General features: G+C 67.4%; 13 protein-coding genes. 5 read left to right on the forward strand and 8 right to left on the reverse strand.

The genetic code is table 11. The annotated features are described in order from the left end of the window. Window positions 1-13: 13 nt before the first annotated feature. Complete coding sequence (locus G6N41_RS13420) at window positions 14-703, reverse strand: hypothetical protein (protein WP_198967604.1); 690 nt, start codon at window positions 701-703, stop codon at window positions 14-16. A 107-nt stretch (window positions 704-810) separates the two neighbouring features. Here G6N41_RS13420 and G6N41_RS13425 point away from each other — a divergent pair, with 107 nt between their 5' ends. Both G6N41_RS13425 and G6N41_RS13430 read left to right on the forward strand, forming a co-directional pair. After that, window positions 811-1,470 (forward strand): hypothetical protein, encoded by a 660-nt coding sequence (locus G6N41_RS13425; protein WP_020732025.1) that lies wholly within the window; start codon window positions 811-813, stop codon window positions 1,468-1,470. Window positions 1,471-1,518: 48 nt separating this feature from the next. Then, window positions 1,519-3,048, forward strand: coding sequence for a DNA polymerase Y family protein (locus tag G6N41_RS13430; RefSeq protein ID WP_038581380.1), 1,530 nt, complete (start codon window positions 1,519-1,521; stop codon window positions 3,046-3,048). 35 nt (window positions 3,049-3,083) lie between these two features. On the opposite strand, the gene G6N41_RS13435 is transcribed toward G6N41_RS13430, so the two are convergent. From G6N41_RS13435 to G6N41_RS13445, 3 genes are read right to left on the reverse strand one after another with little or no spacing between them, the layout of a single operon-like run. Then, window positions 3,084-4,034: a nucleoside hydrolase gene (locus tag G6N41_RS13435; protein ID WP_198967605.1), complete on the reverse strand. Its 951-nt coding sequence runs from the start codon at window positions 4,032-4,034 to the stop codon at window positions 3,084-3,086. Window positions 4,035-4,078: 44 nt separating this feature from the next. Next, window positions 4,079-6,091 (reverse strand): SDR family oxidoreductase, encoded by a 2,013-nt coding sequence (locus G6N41_RS13440; protein ID WP_198967606.1) that lies wholly within the window; start codon window positions 6,089-6,091, stop codon window positions 4,079-4,081. Window positions 6,092-6,130: 39 nt separating this feature from the next. After that, the gene (locus tag G6N41_RS13445) at window positions 6,131-6,844 is read right to left on the reverse strand and encodes a histidine phosphatase family protein (RefSeq protein WP_015354756.1); all 714 of its coding nucleotides are present in this window, start codon (window positions 6,842-6,844) and stop codon (window positions 6,131-6,133) included. A 94-nt stretch (window positions 6,845-6,938) separates the two neighbouring features. Here G6N41_RS13445 and G6N41_RS13450 point away from each other — a divergent pair, with 94 nt between their 5' ends. Further along, window positions 6,939-7,811, forward strand: coding sequence for a MaoC/PaaZ C-terminal domain-containing protein (locus tag G6N41_RS13450; RefSeq protein WP_036457478.1), 873 nt, complete (start codon window positions 6,939-6,941; stop codon window positions 7,809-7,811). Window positions 7,812-7,824: 13 nt separating this feature from the next. Here the strand turns inward: G6N41_RS13450 and otsB are convergent, their stop codons facing one another. Beyond that, window positions 7,825-8,997: a trehalose-phosphatase gene (gene otsB, locus G6N41_RS13455; protein ID WP_198967607.1), complete on the reverse strand. Its 1,173-nt coding sequence runs from the start codon at window positions 8,995-8,997 to the stop codon at window positions 7,825-7,827. Window positions 8,998-9,048: 51 nt separating this feature from the next. Further along, on the reverse strand, window positions 9,049-10,380 hold the full coding sequence (locus G6N41_RS13460) for a wax ester/triacylglycerol synthase domain-containing protein (RefSeq protein ID WP_172607262.1): 1,332 nt from the start codon (window positions 10,378-10,380) through the stop codon (window positions 9,049-9,051). A gap of 198 nt (window positions 10,381-10,578) precedes the next feature. Here G6N41_RS13460 and G6N41_RS13465 point away from each other — a divergent pair, with 198 nt between their 5' ends. Beyond that, the gene (locus G6N41_RS13465; protein WP_198967608.1) at window positions 10,579-13,881 is read left to right on the forward strand and encodes an error-prone DNA polymerase; all 3,303 of its coding nucleotides are present in this window, start codon (window positions 10,579-10,581) and stop codon (window positions 13,879-13,881) included. Between the two features lie 75 nt (window positions 13,882-13,956). Here the strand turns inward: G6N41_RS13465 and G6N41_RS13470 are convergent, their stop codons facing one another. Beyond that, window positions 13,957-14,367, reverse strand: a complete 411-nt coding sequence (locus G6N41_RS13470; protein ID WP_020732034.1) for a TIGR03667 family PPOX class F420-dependent oxidoreductase — start codon at window positions 14,365-14,367, stop codon at window positions 13,957-13,959. A gap of 32 nt (window positions 14,368-14,399) precedes the next feature. On the opposite strand from G6N41_RS13470, the gene G6N41_RS13475 reads away from it, so the two are divergent. Beyond that, entirely contained in the window at window positions 14,400-15,044 is a 645-nt protein-coding gene (locus G6N41_RS13475) for a nitroreductase family protein (protein ID WP_020732035.1), read from the forward strand. Between the two features lie 11 nt (window positions 15,045-15,055). Here the strand turns inward: G6N41_RS13475 and G6N41_RS13480 are convergent, their stop codons facing one another. Further along, entirely contained in the window at window positions 15,056-16,723 is a 1,668-nt protein-coding gene (locus tag G6N41_RS13480; RefSeq protein WP_198967609.1) for a PE family protein, read from the reverse strand. Window positions 16,724-16,782 lie beyond the last annotated feature (59 nt).

Raw genomic sequence — 16,782 nt, forward strand, 5'->3', positions numbered from 1 at the left:
GAGTCGCGGTGGTTTAAGTCTCGACGAGTTCGCGCCTGCCGTAGGTGATGGTCGCGGCGCGCCAGCAGCCCCCGGCCTCGTTGACGAGCCGACGCGCGATATCCACATCATCGTTGCCGGCGACCAGGATCAGGGTGTGGTCGTCAGTGGTGATCGATCCGCCCAGCAGTCGGTCCCGGGCAACCGCATCGGCCATCAGCGCCTGGCCCAAGCGCGGGGCATCGATGTCCGGCACGTCAATGGTGAAGGCGTTCGCCGCGGGCGCACCTTGCGGTAGGTATTCGAAGGTCAGCACAGATCCCTGGTCGAATTGGTTGCGCAGCGCCTCGGCGACGTTGTGCAACGTGGGTGCATCGACAACGCACACGTGGAATTCGCGCGAGCGCTCGTAGGTGTTCTGGTGCAGCTCGTCTGACCACAGCACCCCATTGACCATTCTCGATCCCGTCATCGCCGCACCGTTTTGCGCGATCGTGGCGGCAGCTTGCATCTCGAACAGCTGCAACTGGTCGTGCGATTGGCTGGAGTCGGGATCGGTGCTGACGGCGGTGTTGTTGGTGGCGAATATCTCCGCCGGCCGGCATGCTGGTTCCTCGCCTCTGGCGGGGGCCGGCGCCACCCAGGAAGACGAGCCGCCGCACGCCACCAGGAGCGCCGCCAGCGCTGAGAGGGTTTTTCGGGACCGCACAATGCAGCGTCTCATGGGCGTTTGAGGGCTGTCTTGACGGGGTTCGTGGCCGCGGTGTTTACTCGACCCTATCGAACATATTTTCGAAAATGCTCGGTTGGAAAGTCGGTAGGAGGCCTGTCATGACCACGGCTTTGGCCTCCGATCGGCGGCACGAAAACCGTGCTGAACAGCTGGAATCGCTGCGTCGGCAGATCGCCGTGTTGTCCGGGAAGCCGGCTGGGAAAGCCGTCGAGCCTTCCGCTGACCCGCTGGCGATTCCGGCTGGGGTGGCTGGGGTGGCCCTGCCCCGGGGCACGGTAGCGGTGCTGTCCGGGGCCCGGTCACTGCTGCTGAACATGGTGGCCGCGGTGACGGCGGCCGGTGGCAACGCCGCCATTGTCGGCCAGCCGGATATCGGACTGCTCGCCGCCGTGGAGATGGGGGCGGATCTGAGCCGGCTCGCGGTCATCCCGGATCCCGGAACGGATCCGGTGGAGGTGGCGGCGGTGCTCATCGATGGCATGGACCTGGTGGTGCTCGGCCTTGATGGCCAGCGGGTGTCACGGACACGGGCGCGGGCGGTGGTGGCCCGGGCCCGTCATAGAGGTTGCACCCTGCTAGTCACCGACGGTGACTGGGAGGGGGCGCCGACGCGGTTGGAGGCCCGGGTTTGCGGCTATGAGATCACGGTGGGTAACCGGGGCGCGCCGACACCGGGATTCGGGCGCATCAGCGCCGTGCGGTTACAGGTCAGCGGGATATGTGCGGGACGATCGATCGGCCGGGTGCGAACGGGGTGAGTTCGGGTGAATTCAGGGCCCCCTTCCCGAGCGTTGGCGATCTGGTGCATGGACTGGCCCGCCGTCGCGGCCGCGGCGGCCGCGGATCAGCCTGTGACGGCGCCGGTCGCGGTTACTTTGGCAAACCGGGTGATTGCCTGCTCGTCGACAGCACGTGCGGTCGGAGTGCGGCGCGGGCTGCGGCGCCGGGAGGCGGCGGCCCGTTGCCCGCAACTGCACATCGCGACCGCCGACGCCGACCGTGATGCTCGCTTCTTCGAAGGGGTGGTCGCGGCGGTAGACGATCTGGTGCCCCGCGCCGAGGTGCTGCGTCCCGGGCTCCTGGTACTGCCGGTGCGAGGAGCGGCGCGATTCTTCGGTTCTGAGCAGCAGGCGGCCGAGCGGTTGATCGACGCGGTGGCCGCCGCCGGCGCCGAGTGCCAGGTCGGGATTGCCGATCGGTTGTCCACCGCGGTCTTCGCCGCGCGGGCCGGGCGTGTGGTGGAACCGGGACACGATGCACGGTTTCTGTCGGCCCTTTCGGTCCGTCAGCTCGCCGCCGAGCCGAGCCTGTCCGGACCCGGGCGTGACGAACTGACGGATTTGTTGTGGCGGATGGGGATTCGTACCGTCGGACAATTTGCCGCGCTCTCCCGCACCGACGTCGCTTCCCGGTTCGGCGCTGACGCGGTGGCCGCACACCGGTTCGCCCGCGGCGAGCCCGAACGCCTTCCCTCCGGGTGCGAACCACCGCCGGAACTCGGGGCGGTGCTGCGCTGCGATCCGCCGATCGATCGGGTCGACGCCGCGGCATTCGCCGGCCGGGCGCTGGCCAGTGAGCTGCACCAGGCGTTGCTGGCCGCCGGAGTGGGGTGCACCCGGCTGGCCATTCACGCCGTCACCGACAGCGGTGAAGAGCGCACCCGGGTGTGGCGGTGTGCCGAGCCGTTGACCGAGGAGGCCACCGCGGACCGGGTGCGCTGGCAGCTGGACGGATGGCTGAGCAGTCGCAACGCCAGGGACCGGCCCACCGCGCCAGTGACACAGTTGCGTCTGCAGGCGCTCGAAGTGGTGTCCGCTGAAGCGCTGCAGTTGCCGTTGTGGGGTGGTTTGGGCGAAGAGGACAGGCTTCGGGCCCGTCGCGCGCTGGTACGGGTGCAAGGCCTGCTCGGTCCGGAGGCGGTTCAGGTGCCGGTGCTGTCCGGCGGTCGCGGGCCGACCGAGCGCATCACGTTGACCGCGCTGGGCGATGAGCCGGTGCCGCAGGCCGATCCGGGGCAGCCCTGGTCAGGGCAGTTACCCGCGCCCTCGCCGGCGGTATTGCTCGACGACCCGGTGGAATTGCTTGATGTCCAAGGAAATCCGGTACGGGTAACCAGCCGGGGGATGTTCTCCACCACCCCCGCGAGACTGGTCGTAGGCGGCCGTGATGACCGGCTGCACTGGTGGGCCGGACCTTGGCCAGTCGACGAACGGTGGTGGGACCCCGATCTCGGTAAAGGCCGCACCGCCCGCGCCCAGGTGCTGCTGGGGGACGAGCGCGCGCTACTGCTGTGCTATCGGCAACGGCGGTGGTACCTAGAAGGGAGTTACGAGTGACACCGCAGACCACACACCGGCGTCGCGCAGTCAGTTCACGCTCGGCGTGCGAACGCTGCGACTCGTTGGATGAACCTCTCGAAGAACACGGCCGGGTCGACGCTGACCCCGATCCGCGCGTTGGGAGGGTGCTTCCCCGACCGGTCGGCAACCGTCATGCCGCGCGTCGGAATATCCGCCAACACCACGTCCACCGTCGCCACCTGGGTCGTCACCAGCTGCGGGTCGAGTGCAATCGCGGCCGCCAGCGGATCGTGCAGATACGCCAGATACCCAAATCCGCGGTCCCGGTGGGACTCGAAGTAGAACCGCACCGCGTCCTGGAACACCCGGGTCAACGCGGACGGGCCGGCGGCGCAGGTCAGCCTGGCGAGGATGTCCGGTGTCATCGCAACCTTGCGGGTCAGGTTCAAGCTGCACACGATTGGAAGTTGTTGTTGCCCTGTCCAGGCCGCGAAAACCTCGCTGGCGGCCTCTGGGTCCACCCTGATGTTCCAGTCGGCCCCGACATCGTTGCCGTCCGCGTCGAACATCCCGCCCATGATCACCAGCCGGCTCAGCATCGCCGGCAATGCGGGTTCGGCGCGCAGCGCTCGCGCCAGGTTGGTCAGCGGTCCGGTGACCAGTCCGGTCAGTTTTCCGCGATAGGTGTGTGCCATTCGCACCCAAGCCGCCGCGGCGTCATAGTTGGCCAGCTCCCGGTTGGTCGGGGGTAGCTCGGCATACCCTAAACCTTTGGGGCCGTGCGTGTTTGCCCGATGCGGACACTGCCCGGTTAGTGGTTGGTCGGCGCCTCTTGCCACCGGTATGTCACCGGCCCGGCACAGTTCGAGCACACCGAGGTTGTTCGTGCACACTTGATCGACCGAGGTGTTTCCGCCCGTCGATGCGATGCCCACCAGATCGGCGTCGGTGCTGGCCAACAGATATATCAACGCCAGCGCGTCGTCGATGCCGGTGTCGGCGTCGACGAACACGGGGTTCACCGCGGCAACGATACGCCGCGGCCGGGCCGGAATCGGGAGTCCGCTTACCAGTGTACGCCGGGTGCCAACCGAACGAGCCGTTTGACGGGTCTGGGGATCCGGATGCCCGTCACGGCTAGGGCCGGCCGCTTGGGGCGGCGCACCGGCCGGTGCTCCTGGGCGTCATCGAGCGGCGAGAAGCCTTGTGCCGCAGCAGAATCTGGGTAACCCAGATAGAGCTGATGCAGAATCCGCCGGGACAGCTTCGGTGCGACGTAGTTGCCGACTTCGGCGAGCGTGCCCAGCGGGGTATCGATTCGCGCCGGCTTCTCGACGAGTCCGCGCACCACCATGGCGGCCGCGTGCTCGGCGCTGATCGCGGGCGTCGGGTTGAGCCGTCGCGACGGCACGATCATCGGGGTGGCTACCAGCGGCATGTGGATGTTGGTGAAGGTGACGTGGTCGGACAGCGTCTCGGAGGCGACCACGTCGGCGAACGCGTCCAGCGCCGCCTTGCTGGGCAGATACGAGCTGTACTTGGGGTTGCGAGCCTGCACCCCGGCGCTGGAAACGTTGACGACATGCCCGAAACGTCGTTCGCGCCAGTGTGGCAACAGCGCCAGCACCATCCGGACCGCGCCGAAATAGTTGACGGCCATCACCCGTTCGTAGTCGTGCAAGCGGTCGGTGGAGTTGACCACCGAGCGGCGAATCGACCGGCCGGCGTTGTTGACCAGGTAGTCGACATGTCCGAAGCGGCCCAGGATGTCTTTGACGGTGTGTTCGACGGAGGTGGAGTCGGTGATGTCGCAGGTGAAAGCGTAGGCCTGGCCGCCGCCCGCGCGGATCTCGGCGACCAGTTGGTCGAGCGCGTCGGCGTTGCGGGCCAACGCGAATACGCATCCGCCCCGTTGCGCGACCGCGAGCGCCGAAGCTCGCCCGATGCCGCTGGATGCCCCGGTGATGATGACGTGCCGGCCCACCAGCGGGCCCCTCGGATCGTCGCGGAGGGCACGGTCGGGGTCAAGGTGTTGGGCCCAATAGCGCCACAACTTGGGGGCGTAGCCGGCGAAGTCGGGCAGTCGCACACCGCTGCCGCGCAACGCTTTCTGCGTTTCGTCGCTGATGAAGGTGGGCTTGAGGTCCAAGACGTCGAAGATTTCGGAGGGAATCCCCAGCTGGGTGGCCGCCATGTTGCGCAGCACCTTCGCGCGGCCCCGTGCCTTGAGCACCGGGGTGACCACCGAGCCGGGGAGTGCCCCCCGCGCCGGGGGCAGTCCGGCCTCCTTGGCCACGGCTTGGTAGATGCCGCGCAATCCCACCGATTGTGGTGCGGTCAGATGGAAGGTCCGCCCGTTCGGGAATGCCATGTTGTCCTCGCGGATCAGGGCGACGAGCGCATCCACCACGTAGTCGACCGGGACGATGTTGGTGCGTCCGGTGTCGGGCAACAGGATCGGGGTCAGTGACGGCAGCGCGGCCAGCCGGGCCAGTACGCCGAAGAAGTAGTACGGGCCGTCGATCTTGTCCATCTCGCCGGTGCGTGAGTCGCCGACCACGACCGCCGGGCGGTAGATGCGGTACCGCAGCCCGGTGCTGGAGCGCACCAGCAATTCGGCCTCGAACTTGGTCCGGTGGTACGGACTGGGCAGCTGCTGGCCGACGTCGAAGTCGGCCTCGGTGTACTCGCCGGCGAAGTCGCCGGCCACGGCGATCGACGACACGTGGTGCAATGTCGCGTCCAGTCGCCGGGTCAGCTCGATCACGGCGCGGGTTCCATCGACGTTGGCGGCCCGCTGTTGATTCTCCCCGGCGGTGATGTCATAGACCGCCGCGCAGTGCACGACATGGTCGATCTGCCCCAGTTCGGCGCTGATCTGCTCGGTCACCGGCAGCTCAGGTAACTCGCCGACCAAGGGTTTGACCCGATCGCCCCAGTCAGTGGCGAGGCGTTCGAAACAACTCAGCGATTGGCGCCGTACCAGGACCCACACCCGTGCATCGGCGTCGCTCTGTAGCAGACGGGACACGACGCGGCGCCCAATAAACCCGGTACCGCCGGTAACGACATACCGCATGCAGTCATGGTGGCGGCCGCGGCCGCACCCGTCAACTGGTCAGCCGAAGTTACGGATGCCGTCCCAGTCCACCAGCTTCCAGCCGGTCGCCGGATTGCCGCTGATCACCACGCGGCCGATGTTCGGTAGGGGATGGGTGTTGAGCAGGTTGGTCTTGGGGTTTTTCACGTTCATCAGCGTCCACACCATGATCGCCGTGCCTTGGGAGAACACGACCGGCTTGTTGTGGCCGCCGTCGTAGATCTTGCGGATGGCGCCGGTGAATCGGCTGTTGAAATCGCTGCCCGAGGTTGACCCGGGGATGCTGGCTTCGACGTTGCCGTCGATCCAGCTGACCGGCGCCACCATGTAGGTGCGGTCGGCCATCGAATCGGGTTTGCCGTTGTACCAGCCGGCATCGATGGACTGCAGGCCCGGAACGATCTCGGCTTGCTTGCTCAACTCCCTGGCCAGAGGAGCGGCGGTCTGCTGGGCGGCTTCCATCGGCGATGTGTAGATGCTGTCGAATTCGCTGCGCCCAAACTGATGGGTCAGCTGCTGCGCTTGATCTTTACCGTCGGAGCTCAGTCCGGTTCCAGGCAACTCGGTAGCGATGATCCCCTCGGCGTCGGCCTGCGATTGTGCATTGCGAATGAAGGTCAGCGTGATGCTGCGGGCCTGGGGGCTTCCGCCGCCGCAGGCGCCGAGCAGCATTGCCGTGGCGAGTAGAGCTAGGACTTTGGAGGTATTCCAGATCATGCTGCGCTTGGCCATGGCGATAGCCTGCCCTGCCGACCGCACTGGTGGGAAGGGTTTGCGATGGTTGACTGCAGAAAGGCTCGAATTTCCCAATCGAGAGGAGACCCGCATGGCGATCGATCCGGGTGCCGTTGGCGCAACGACCGAGCCGATGTCGTTCGAGTGGAAAGACCGGGAGACGCTGCTCTACGCACTGGGCGTCGGCGCGGGTATCGACGACTTGTCGTTCACCACTGAGAACAGCCACGACATCGCGCAGCAGGTGCTGCCAACCTACGCGGTGATCTGTTGCCCGGCATTCGGGGCGGCGGGCAAGATCGGCACGTTCAACCACGCCATGCTCTTGCACGGCTCCCAGGGCATCCGCCTACATGCGCCCCTGCCCACCGCGGGAAAGCTGTCGGTGGTCTCCGAGGTTGCCGACGTCCAGGACAAGGGCGAGGGCAAGAACGCGGTCATCATGCTGCGCGGCCGTGGCACCGATCCAGAAACCGGAACCCTGATCGCCGAGACGTTCACCACGCTGGTCATTCGCCAGGCGGGCGGGTTCGGGGGAGTGCCGGGTGAGCGTCCGGCCGCACCGGAAATTCCCGATCGCGAGCCTGATGCCCGGGTTGTCCTGCCGACCCGGGAGGACCAGGCACTGATCTACCGGCTCTCCGGCGATCGCAATCCGCTGCACAGTGACCCCTGGTTCGCCAAGGAATTGGCTGGGTTCCCCAAGCCGATTCTGCACGGGCTGTGCACCTACGGCGTGGCGGGGCGGGCGCTGGTGGCCGAGCTGGGCGGCGGGGTGGCCGCCAACATCACCTCGATCGACGCGCGGTTCACCAAGCCGGTGTTTCCCGGCGAGACGCTGACCACGCTGATCTGGCGCACCGAGCCGGGCAAGGCGGTGTATCGCACCGTGGTGGCCGGCACCGATGGGTCCGACGCCCGGGTGGTGCTCGATGACGGTGCGGTGGAATACGTGCAGGGCTGAGTCGTCAGCCGTTTCACCCAAGCGTCGACAGCTGGCTCGCCAGCCGTCCGGTGAATTCGGCAACTCGAGCCGGACTCTCGAGCGCGAACAGTGCGGCGGTGGTGCGATCGCCATCTTCGTTGTGCCGCACCATGATCGCAACACCGTTGGGGCCTACCGCGTCGAACGCGTCCTCGTCGGTGATATCGTCACCGAGATAGATCGGCACCAGGGGAGCGGCCCGCTGATCAGGCAGGTGATCGATTACCCAGCGCAGCGTCTTGCCCTTGTCCCAGTCGATGTCCGGGCGCAGTTCGATCACCTCGCGGCCGGTCGTCACCCGCAGCCCGTCGCGCTGGCCCGCGGCACGCACCACCGCGGCGATCTCGCCCACCCGGTCGCGGGCGGCATTGCGGTAGTGGGTGGCCACGCCGAACCGCTTGTGCTCCACCATCACCCCGGGGATGGAACCGAGCCGGTCGCGAAGCTGGGCGGCCGCCTGTTCGAGCACCGGTATCGCCGCCGCGGCGGCCTCGTTCTGGTGATGCGTTCCGTCCGGCGCGGTCAGCTCGAACCCATGACTGCCCGCATACCAGATTCCGGGCAGTCCCACGCGTTGGGATACGTCGGCGAGGTCGCGGCCACTGAGTATCGCTACCGGACACTGCGCGGCCAACTGTTGCAGTGCCGCCACGGCGCCGGCCGTCGGCGTGGCCGCATCCGGATCGTCGACGATCTCGGACAACGTGCCATCGAAATCGAAGAAGACCACGGGCCGCGGCACGGTCAGGCCGTCGGGTCGTCCGAGTGCCTGCAATGCGTCGGGAAGCTCGGACATGTGCCGGTCGCCGGCGCGCACCCGCACCTCGTCCAGATCGGCGAGGACGGTGTCGGCGCCGTGGTCAGGTAGCGCGTCGCGGTGCCCGGCCTGGTCCACCCCGATCACCAGCGCGAATCCGCTGTCGCGGGCGGCGGCTACGTTCGCCGCGTCTGTGGTGATGACCACGCAGCGGCCGGGCCGCGCGCCGACGCGGTCGGCCGATTCGGTCAGGGCCTGGATCGCGGCGTCGTGCCCGCCACCGCCGGAGGCAAAGGTGGCGGTGCCGACGCGGGCTTGCTGAAGTTGCCGGACCAGTGCTTGTGTTGAGTCCAATGCGGTGTCGAACAGGACGGCATCATGGCGGCGCGGGTCGATGGTGACCGACATGATCCCACCTTCTCATGGTGGGCAATGCCGTCTCTTACGGGTCGCTTCGGGTCAGCGTCGCACCCGGGCCGGCGACACCAACGTCCGCCTCGCCACCCCGCCGGGCCGGCTGCGGTGCCTGCGCTTGCGGCGGTCTTTGCCGAACAGCAGAACGGAGTCCTGGCTGAGCGCCACCAGCTGCGCCATCCCTCGTTCGATACCGGCGGCAAGCTGTCGCAGGTCGGTCGCGGCCTGGTAGTCGGCGGTGATGCCGAATACCAGCTCGTCGTCGTAGCAGAGCACGGCAACTCCGGTGCTCAGCTGCGGAGCAGTCGGCGGGATCGGCAGCACTTGCTCCATCGGTTGTCCCATCAGCTGGAGCCGGTGGCGCGGCGCTGGCGCATCGGTTGCCAGCGTCACGACACTTCGCTGGGGGAGACGTACCAAGGTCTGAATAGCTTTGGTGCACAATGCAAGAGGCGTGTAATCGGCAAGACTGGCGGATTTCGTGCGGACCGCGGCCGGGGCCGGGTTCAGCTGGCTGTGCACGGTGCGCAGTCGGGTGATCGGGTCATTCTGGTCGACCGGCAGGTAAGGCAGCAGGGCCGAGATCTGGTTGGCGGGTTTCTCCAGCGTGCGCAGTGAGTCGGCGCGGGGCTGTTCACCGCGGTGCAGCAGCATCGTCCGAAAGCCCTCGCTGATGGCTGCCAGCGCAACATCGTTGGCGGTTACCCCGAACTTGCGGCACACCCGGTCCACGTCGGCGAGCGGAAAGCGAACCGCGGTGTAGTGGCGCATGGTGATCGGCGAATCGGCCGACGACAACCACATCGTGGGCCAGCTGACGGCACGCGCGGCCGCCTTGACGATGTTTGTGGCAAGGGAGTCCGGCCAGCTGCGCGCGCCCGCATCTGAATCCGGAACCGGTTTAACGGCAACATGATTTGCGCCGGTGTGGTCGGCGTCGTCGCAGAGTCTGGTCAGGATCTGGACCGCCGAAATACCGTCGGCCATGCTGTGGTGGAGCTTGAGCAGGATCGCCCACCGATTGTGCTCGATGCCCTCGATTACCCAGCATTCCCAGAGCGGACGGTCCAAGTCGAGGGGGCGTTCCAGGGCGTGTGCGATGGCCCGAAACAGTTCCGCTTCGTCGCCCGGCCCGGGCAGCGCCGCCCGTTGGATGTGCGCGTCAAAATCGAATTCGGGTTGGTCGATCCACTGCGTCCGCAGCACCTGCGCGTGCCGGGGGATTGACCTAAGCCGCTGTGCCAGAGTCGTTTTGAGAAGTTCGAAGTCGGGAACGGCGCCGTTGATCACGGCGACTGCGCCGATTGCCAGGCTTGCGTCCCAGTCCGGTTCTTGGGCCCTGCGCAGGCCAGCGTCCAGTGTCGTCAATTGTGCTATCACAAGTCCCCACCCGTCAGTTTGTGAATCAGTACCAGTATTTGTCCCGATGCGTTGGGCGCGATAGGCCTGCCAGGTTAAGAACGTGTTTTTCAGTTAAAGATGTGTTTAACAGCGGTGATATGCCTCACTTTTGTGCTGAGCGACCGCTCGCTCCGACCCCTCGGTATTCGAACATACTTTCGATAAGCTGTGGGTGTGGGCTGGGGCAATGGCCCGCCGAGTTGGGCGGAAATGGAGCGGGTGCTGGATGGCAAGCCGCGTCATGCCGGCGTGCCGGATGCGGCCGGCCCCACGGCCGAGGCCGGGTGGGACGGTCCGTTGTCGCGCAAGCGCGAGACGTATGCGCCCAAGCCGGACGCCAACCGGGTCGACTCGTCCATCGCATACGCCGAGTTGCATGCGCATTCGGCGTACAGCTTTCTCGATGGCGCCAGCACGCCGGAAGAGTTGGTCGAGGAAGCCGCCCGCCTGGATCTGCGCGCCCTGGCGCTGACCGATCACAACGGCCTGTACGGGGCGGTGCGGTTCGCCGAAGCAGCCAGCGGGCTCGGCGTGCGCACCGTGTTCGGTGCCGAGCTGTCGCTGGGGCCGGAGGCCCGCACCGAGCAGCCGGATCCGCCCGGACCGCATCTACTGGTGCTGGCCCGAGGTCCGGAAGGCTATCGGCGGCTGTCACGGCAACTGGCCGCGGCGCATCTGGCCGGCGGTGAGAAGGGCAAGCCACGCTACGACTTCGACTCGCTGACCGAGGCCGCGGGCGGGCACTGGCACATCCTGACCGGATGCCGGAAAGGTCATGTGCGCCAAGCGCTTCGTCAAGGTGGGCCGGATGCGGCGGAGCGGGCGCTGGCCGATCTGGTGGACCGGTTCACGGCCGGCCGGGTCAGCGTCGAGCTAACCCACCACGGTCACCCGCTCGACGACGAGAACAACGCGATGCTGGCCGGGCTGGCGCCCCGCTTTGGTGTTGGCGTCGTTGCCACGACCGGGGCGCATTTCGCCCATCCGGCGCGCAGCCGGCTGGCCATGGCGATGGGGGCCATCCGGGCCCGCCAGTCCCTGGACTCCGCGGCCGGGTGGCTGGCGCCGCTGGGTGGGTCGCATCTGCGCTCCGGCGCGGAAATGGCCCGGCTGTTCGCGCAGCGGCCCGACGTGGTGACCGCCGCCGCCGAACTCGGCGAGCAGTGCGCGTTCGGGCTGGCGCTCATCGCGCCGCGGCTGCCGCCGTTCGATGTGCCCGGCGGGCACACCGAGGACAGTTGGTTGCGGTCGTTGGTCATGTCGGGTGCCCGCGAGCGCTACGGTTCGACCGAGCGGTCGCCGCGGGCCAGGAAAGCTTACGCCCAGATCGAGCATGAGCTGAAAGTCATTGCACAACTGAGCTTCCCGGGTTATTTCCTGGTAGTACACGACATCACCCAGTTTTGCCGACGTAACGACATTCTGTGCCAGGGCAGGGGATCGGCGGCCAACTCCGCGGTCTGTTATGCCCTCGGTGTCACCGCTGTGGATCCGATAGCCAACGAGCTCCTGTTCGAACGCTTCTTGTCACCCGAGCGCGACGGACCGCCCGACATCGATATCGACATCGAGTCGGATCAGCGGGAAAAGGTCATTCAGTACGTCTACAATAAATATGGCCGGGACTATGCCGCTCAAGTCGCCAACGTCATCACCTACCGGGGGCGCAGCGCGGTGCGCGATATGGCTCGCGCGCTGGGCTTCTCGCAGGGCCAGCAGGATGCCTGGAGTAAACAGATCGGCCACTGGAACGCGACGCCCGACGATGTCGAGGGCATTCCCGAGCAGGTGATCGATCTGGCAGCCCAGATTCGGAATCTGCCACGGCATATGGGTATTCATTCCGGTGGCATGGTGATCTGCGACCGCCCGATCGCCGACGTGTGCCCGGTGGAATGGGCGCGCATGGCCGATCGCAGTGTTTTGCAGTGGGATAAAGACGACTGCGCGGCAATCGGGTTGGTGAAGTTCGACCTGCTCGGGCTGGGCATGCTCTCGGCTCTGCATTACGCGAGAGACCTGGTGGCCGAGCACAAAGGCATCGAAGTGGATCTGGCCCGGCTGGACCTTTCCGAACCGGCGGTGTACGAGATGCTGGCCCGCGCCGACTCCGTCGGTGTGTTCCAGGTGGAGTCACGGGCTCAGATGGCCACGTTGCCCAGACTCAAGCCCCGAGTGTTCTATGACCTGGTGGTAGAGGTCGCGCTGATCCGGCCCGGGCCCATTCAGGGCGGGTCGGTACACCCCTACATCCGGCGGCGCAACGGTATCGACCCGGTCGTCTACGAGCACCCGTCCATGGAATCGGCGTTGCGTAAGACGCTGGGAGTGCCGCTTTTCCAAGAACAGCTGATGCAGTTGGCCGTCGATTGCGCGGGCTTCTCCGCCGCCGAGGCCGACCAGCTGCGGCGCGCCATCGGATCCAAGCGCTCGACCGAGCGCATGCGCCGACTGCGCGGCCGGTTCTACGACGGTATGCGCGCGCTGCATGGCGCCCCGGACGAGGTGATCGATCGGATCTACGAAAAGCTAGAGGCGTTCGCGAATTTCGGTTTCCCCGAAAGCCATGCACTGTCCTTCGCGTCGCTGGTGTTCTATTCGTCGTGGTTCAAGTTGCACCACCCCGCGGCGTTCTGCGCCGCGTTACTGCGGGCTCAGCCGATGGGCTTCTATTCACCACAGTCGCTGGTGGCCGACGCCCGCCGGCACGGTGTATTGGTGCACGGGCCCGATGTCAATGCGAGCCTGGCGCACGCCACTCTGGAGAATGCCGGAATGCAGGTCCGCCTCGGTCTGGGAGCCGTCCGCCATATCGGAGATGACCTCGCCGAAAGTCTGGTCGCGGAACGAAACGACAACGGGCCGTTCGCTTCCCTGCTGAATCTGACATCGCGAGTGCAGCTCAGCGTGCCGCAGACCGAAGTGCTGGCGACGGCTGGAGCGCTGGGCTGTTTCGGGATGTCGCGGCGGGAGGCGCTGTGGGCGGCCGGGGCCGCGGCCACCCAACGGCCGGACCGGTTGCCCGGGGTGGGCTCGTCATCGCACATCCCGACGCTGCCGGGAATGAGTGAGCTGGAGCTGGCCGCCTCCGACGTGTGGGCCACCGGCATCTCCCCGGACAGCTACCCGACCCAGTTTCTGCGAGCAGACCTGGACGCCTTGGGGGTGTTGGCCGCAGCTGCGCTGCTCTCGGTGCCCGACGGGGAGCGGGTGCTGATCGCCGGCGCGGTGACCCATCGACAGCGACCCGCGACGGCCCAGGGGGTGACGTTCATCAACCTGGAAGACGAGACCGGGATGGTCAATGTGCTCTGTACGCCGGGGGTGTGGGTGCGACATCGCAAACTGGCGAATACGGCGCCCGCACTGCTCATCCGTGGTCAGGTGCAAAACGCCAGTGGCGCAGTCACCGTCGTGGCGGAGCGGATGGGGCGCATCAGCCTGGCGGTCGGCTCGCGTTCCCGTGACTTCCGCTAGTGCGCCCGAACGTGCGCAGAATGCCCGCCAAAGCGGCGTGTCGTTGTGCAGACCCGCACCTTGGCGAGTCGAACCTCAGCCCGTCGGCGTCGTCCACACTCGGGTCGGGGTGATCTTGAGTCGGGTGCTGTAGGAAGCCATCGCTTCGGTCAGACCGAACTTCGCGGCATCGTCGCGGTACTTGGCCCAGTACGGCTCGTCTTCGCGGCAGTCGACATCGGTGGCTGCCAAGTCAGCCGTCCCGCCGACCACGATGATGCCCCCGCCGTTGCCGTCGGAATCGAGATTCAGGCTGACGTGGGGGCGCTGCAGGATATGGGCGACCTTGGCCGCCTTGGGCATCGAGTACACCGTGAGGTCGGCTCCGTCGAAGTAGAACCAGATCAGTCGCGGCACTGGCTGTCCAGATTTGGCGACTGTGGTCAGCCACCCGTAGTGGTCGGAGGCCAGCCTGTCAGAAACCTCTTGAGTCAGTTCGATACCCATGAAGCTGAATATAGGGGGGTAATCTCCGCGACATGACCCTCAACCTGTCCGTCGACGAAGTCCTGACCACGACCCGTTCGGTCCGCAAGCGACTCGATTTCGACAAGCCGGTGGCGCGCGAAGTGTTGATGGAATGCCTCGATCTGGCGCTGCAGGCGCCCACCGGTTCCAACTCGCAGGGTTGGCAGTGGGTGTTTGTCGAAGATGCGGACAAGAAGAAGGCGATCGCCGACGTCTACCTGGCCCGGGCCCGCAGCTACCTGAGCATGCCGGCACCCGAGTACGCCGAGGGTGACACTCGGGGTGAGCGGATGGGCAAGGTCAGGGATTCCGCGACCTACCTCGCCGAGCACATGCATGAGGCGCCGGTCCTGATGATCCCGTGCATCCAGGGCCGGGAAGACAAATCGCCGTTGGGCGGAGTGTCCTTCTGGGCCTCGCTGTTTCCGGCGGTCTGGAGCTTTTGTCTGGCGCTACGGTCCCGCGGATTGGGCTCATGCTGGACAACACTGCATCTGCTGGCCGACGGTGAGCGGCAGGTAGCCGACGTCCTTGGCATCCCCTACGACGACTACAGCCAGGGCGGGCTGTTCCCGATCGCCTACACCAAAGGCACCGACTTCCGCCCGGCCAAGCGGCTGCCCGCCGACCGCCTGACGCACTGGAACAGCTGGTAGTCGGCGCCGCGTCAGCCCGGGTTGCCGTCGGTGCCGCGGGCGCCGTCGAAGGCGGCGCCACCGAGTCCGTTGGCGCCGAGCTTGCCATCAGACCCTTGACCACCACCGGTGCCCGGATCGCCGCCCGCGCCGAAGGCGCCACGCAGACCGCCGTCACCGCCGGTACCGCCGCCACCGGCGGTTCCGGTGACGCCCTGTGCGCCGCTCAGTAGCCCGCCGCGGCCACCGCTGGCTCCCTGGCCGCCGTTGCCGCCGTCGCCACCCATGCCGCCATGACCGGCATCGCCGCCCGCCCCGCCGTCGCCACCGAATGCTGCTATCGCGCTCGTGGCGTTGCCGCCATGGGCGCCGGCGACGCCGGAACCCCCCGCGCCACCGGTGCCGCCCATGCCGCCGCCACCGCCCTGTCCGCCAGCACCGCCGTCGCCGATCAGCCATCCGCCGACGCCGCCGGCGCCACCGGCACCGCTGGCTCCGCCATGCCCACCGGTGCCGCCGGCACCGCCATCACCGCCGGTGCCGCCGTGGGCCCCGTACAAGGTGGAGGCCGCGCTGTCGTTGTTGGAGCCGGTAAAGCCGGCGGCTCCGCCGTCGCCACCGATGGCACCGTTACCGCCGGCGCCACCGGCACCACCGTTGCCGATCAGCCAGCCGCCGCGTCCTCCCGCGCCACCAGAACCGCCCCCGCTGCCGGCCAGGCCGTCCGTACCGGTGCCGCCGGTGCCGCCGTTGCCTCCGTTGCCCCCGATGGCGACACCGTTGTAGGAGGCGGCGACGCCGGAGACACCACCGGTGCCACCGTCGGCACCGCCCTGGCCGCCTTGCGCGCCGTTGCCGCCGTCACTGGCGGTCGCGGTAAGGCTGGTGACGGGTTCGGAGGCGGAGCCGCCGGCCCTGCCATTTCCACCGGTGACACCGGCTCCGCCGGGAGTGCCGTCGGTGCCCGGGGTCGCGGAGACGGTGTTGGTGGCGGCGTCGTAGATGTTGCTGTCGCCGTCGGCGCCGTTGAGGGCCGTGTCATGGGTGGGGGTGGGGTTGACGCCGCTGTTGCCGGCTAGGCCGCCGGCGCCGCCGTTGCCTCCGGTGCCGCCGGCGAACAGGGCGTTGCCTCCGGCGCCGCCGGCACCGCCGCTTCCGTAGAGCCAGCCGCCGTTGCCGCCGGCCCCGCCGTTGCCGATCAGTCCGGCGTTGCCGCCGTTGCCGCCGGCGGCTCCGGCGGTGGCGCCGTTGTTGAAGCCGGCACCGCCGTTGCCGTAGAGCAGGCCGCCGGCGCCGCCGTTGGGGTTGGTGGCGGTGCCGGCGGCGCCGTCACCGATCAGGGGGCGGCCGAGCAAGGTTTGGGTGGGCGCGTTGATCAGGCCCAGGGCGTTTTGTTCCACGGTCTGCAGGGGTGAGGCGTTGGTTGCCTCGGCGCCGGTGTAGGCGCTCGCGCCGGCGGTGAGCGCTTGGGCGAATTGTTCGTGAAAGGCCATCAGCTGGTTGGCGAGCCGTTGATAGGCCTGGCCGTGGCCGGAGAACAGGGATGCCACCGCCGTCGATATCTTGTCGGTGCCGGCGGCCAGCAGGTTGGTGGTGGGAACCGTTGCGGCCGCATTTGCCGCGCTCAGCGCCTGGCAGATGTTTGCTACGTCACCCGCCGCAGCCGATACCGCCTCGGGGAATACCGCCATTGACGACATTGCTGTCCTTTCGGGACGTCACATCCGGAGCCGGAAATTTCCAGCACGGTAAGGCGGTT

It is taken from the genome of Mycobacterium shottsii (assembly GCF_010728525.1).
GTDB lineage: Bacteria > Actinomycetota > Actinomycetes > Mycobacteriales > Mycobacteriaceae > Mycobacterium > Mycobacterium marinum.

Bases quoted from the DNA above. Each gene is read 5' to 3' on its own strand.
- G6N41_RS13480 (WP_198967609.1), bottom strand. From the start codon at position 16,723: ATGTCGTCAATGGCGGTATTCCCCGAGGCGGTATCGGCTGCGGCGGGT.
- G6N41_RS13470 (WP_020732034.1), bottom strand. From the start codon at position 14,367: ATGGGTATCGAACTGACTCAAGAGGTTTCTGACAGGCTGGCCTCCGAC.
- G6N41_RS13425 (WP_020732025.1), top strand. From the start codon at position 811: ATGACCACGGCTTTGGCCTCCGATCGGCGGCACGAAAACCGTGCTGAA.
- G6N41_RS13475 (WP_020732035.1), top strand. From the start codon at position 14,400: ATGACCCTCAACCTGTCCGTCGACGAAGTCCTGACCACGACCCGTTCG.
- otsB (WP_198967607.1), bottom strand. From the start codon at position 8,997: ATGTCGGTCACCATCGACCCGCGCCGCCATGATGCCGTCCTGTTCGAC.
- G6N41_RS13450 (WP_036457478.1), top strand. From the start codon at position 6,939: ATGGCGATCGATCCGGGTGCCGTTGGCGCAACGACCGAGCCGATGTCG.
- G6N41_RS13445 (WP_015354756.1), bottom strand. From the start codon at position 6,844: ATGGCCAAGCGCAGCATGATCTGGAATACCTCCAAAGTCCTAGCTCTA.
- G6N41_RS13420 (WP_198967604.1), bottom strand. From the start codon at position 703: ATGAGACGCTGCATTGTGCGGTCCCGAAAAACCCTCTCAGCGCTGGCG.
- G6N41_RS13430 (WP_038581380.1), top strand. From the start codon at position 1,519: ATGGACTGGCCCGCCGTCGCGGCCGCGGCGGCCGCGGATCAGCCTGTG.
- G6N41_RS13440 (WP_198967606.1), bottom strand. From the start codon at position 6,091: ATGCGGTATGTCGTTACCGGCGGTACCGGGTTTATTGGGCGCCGCGTC.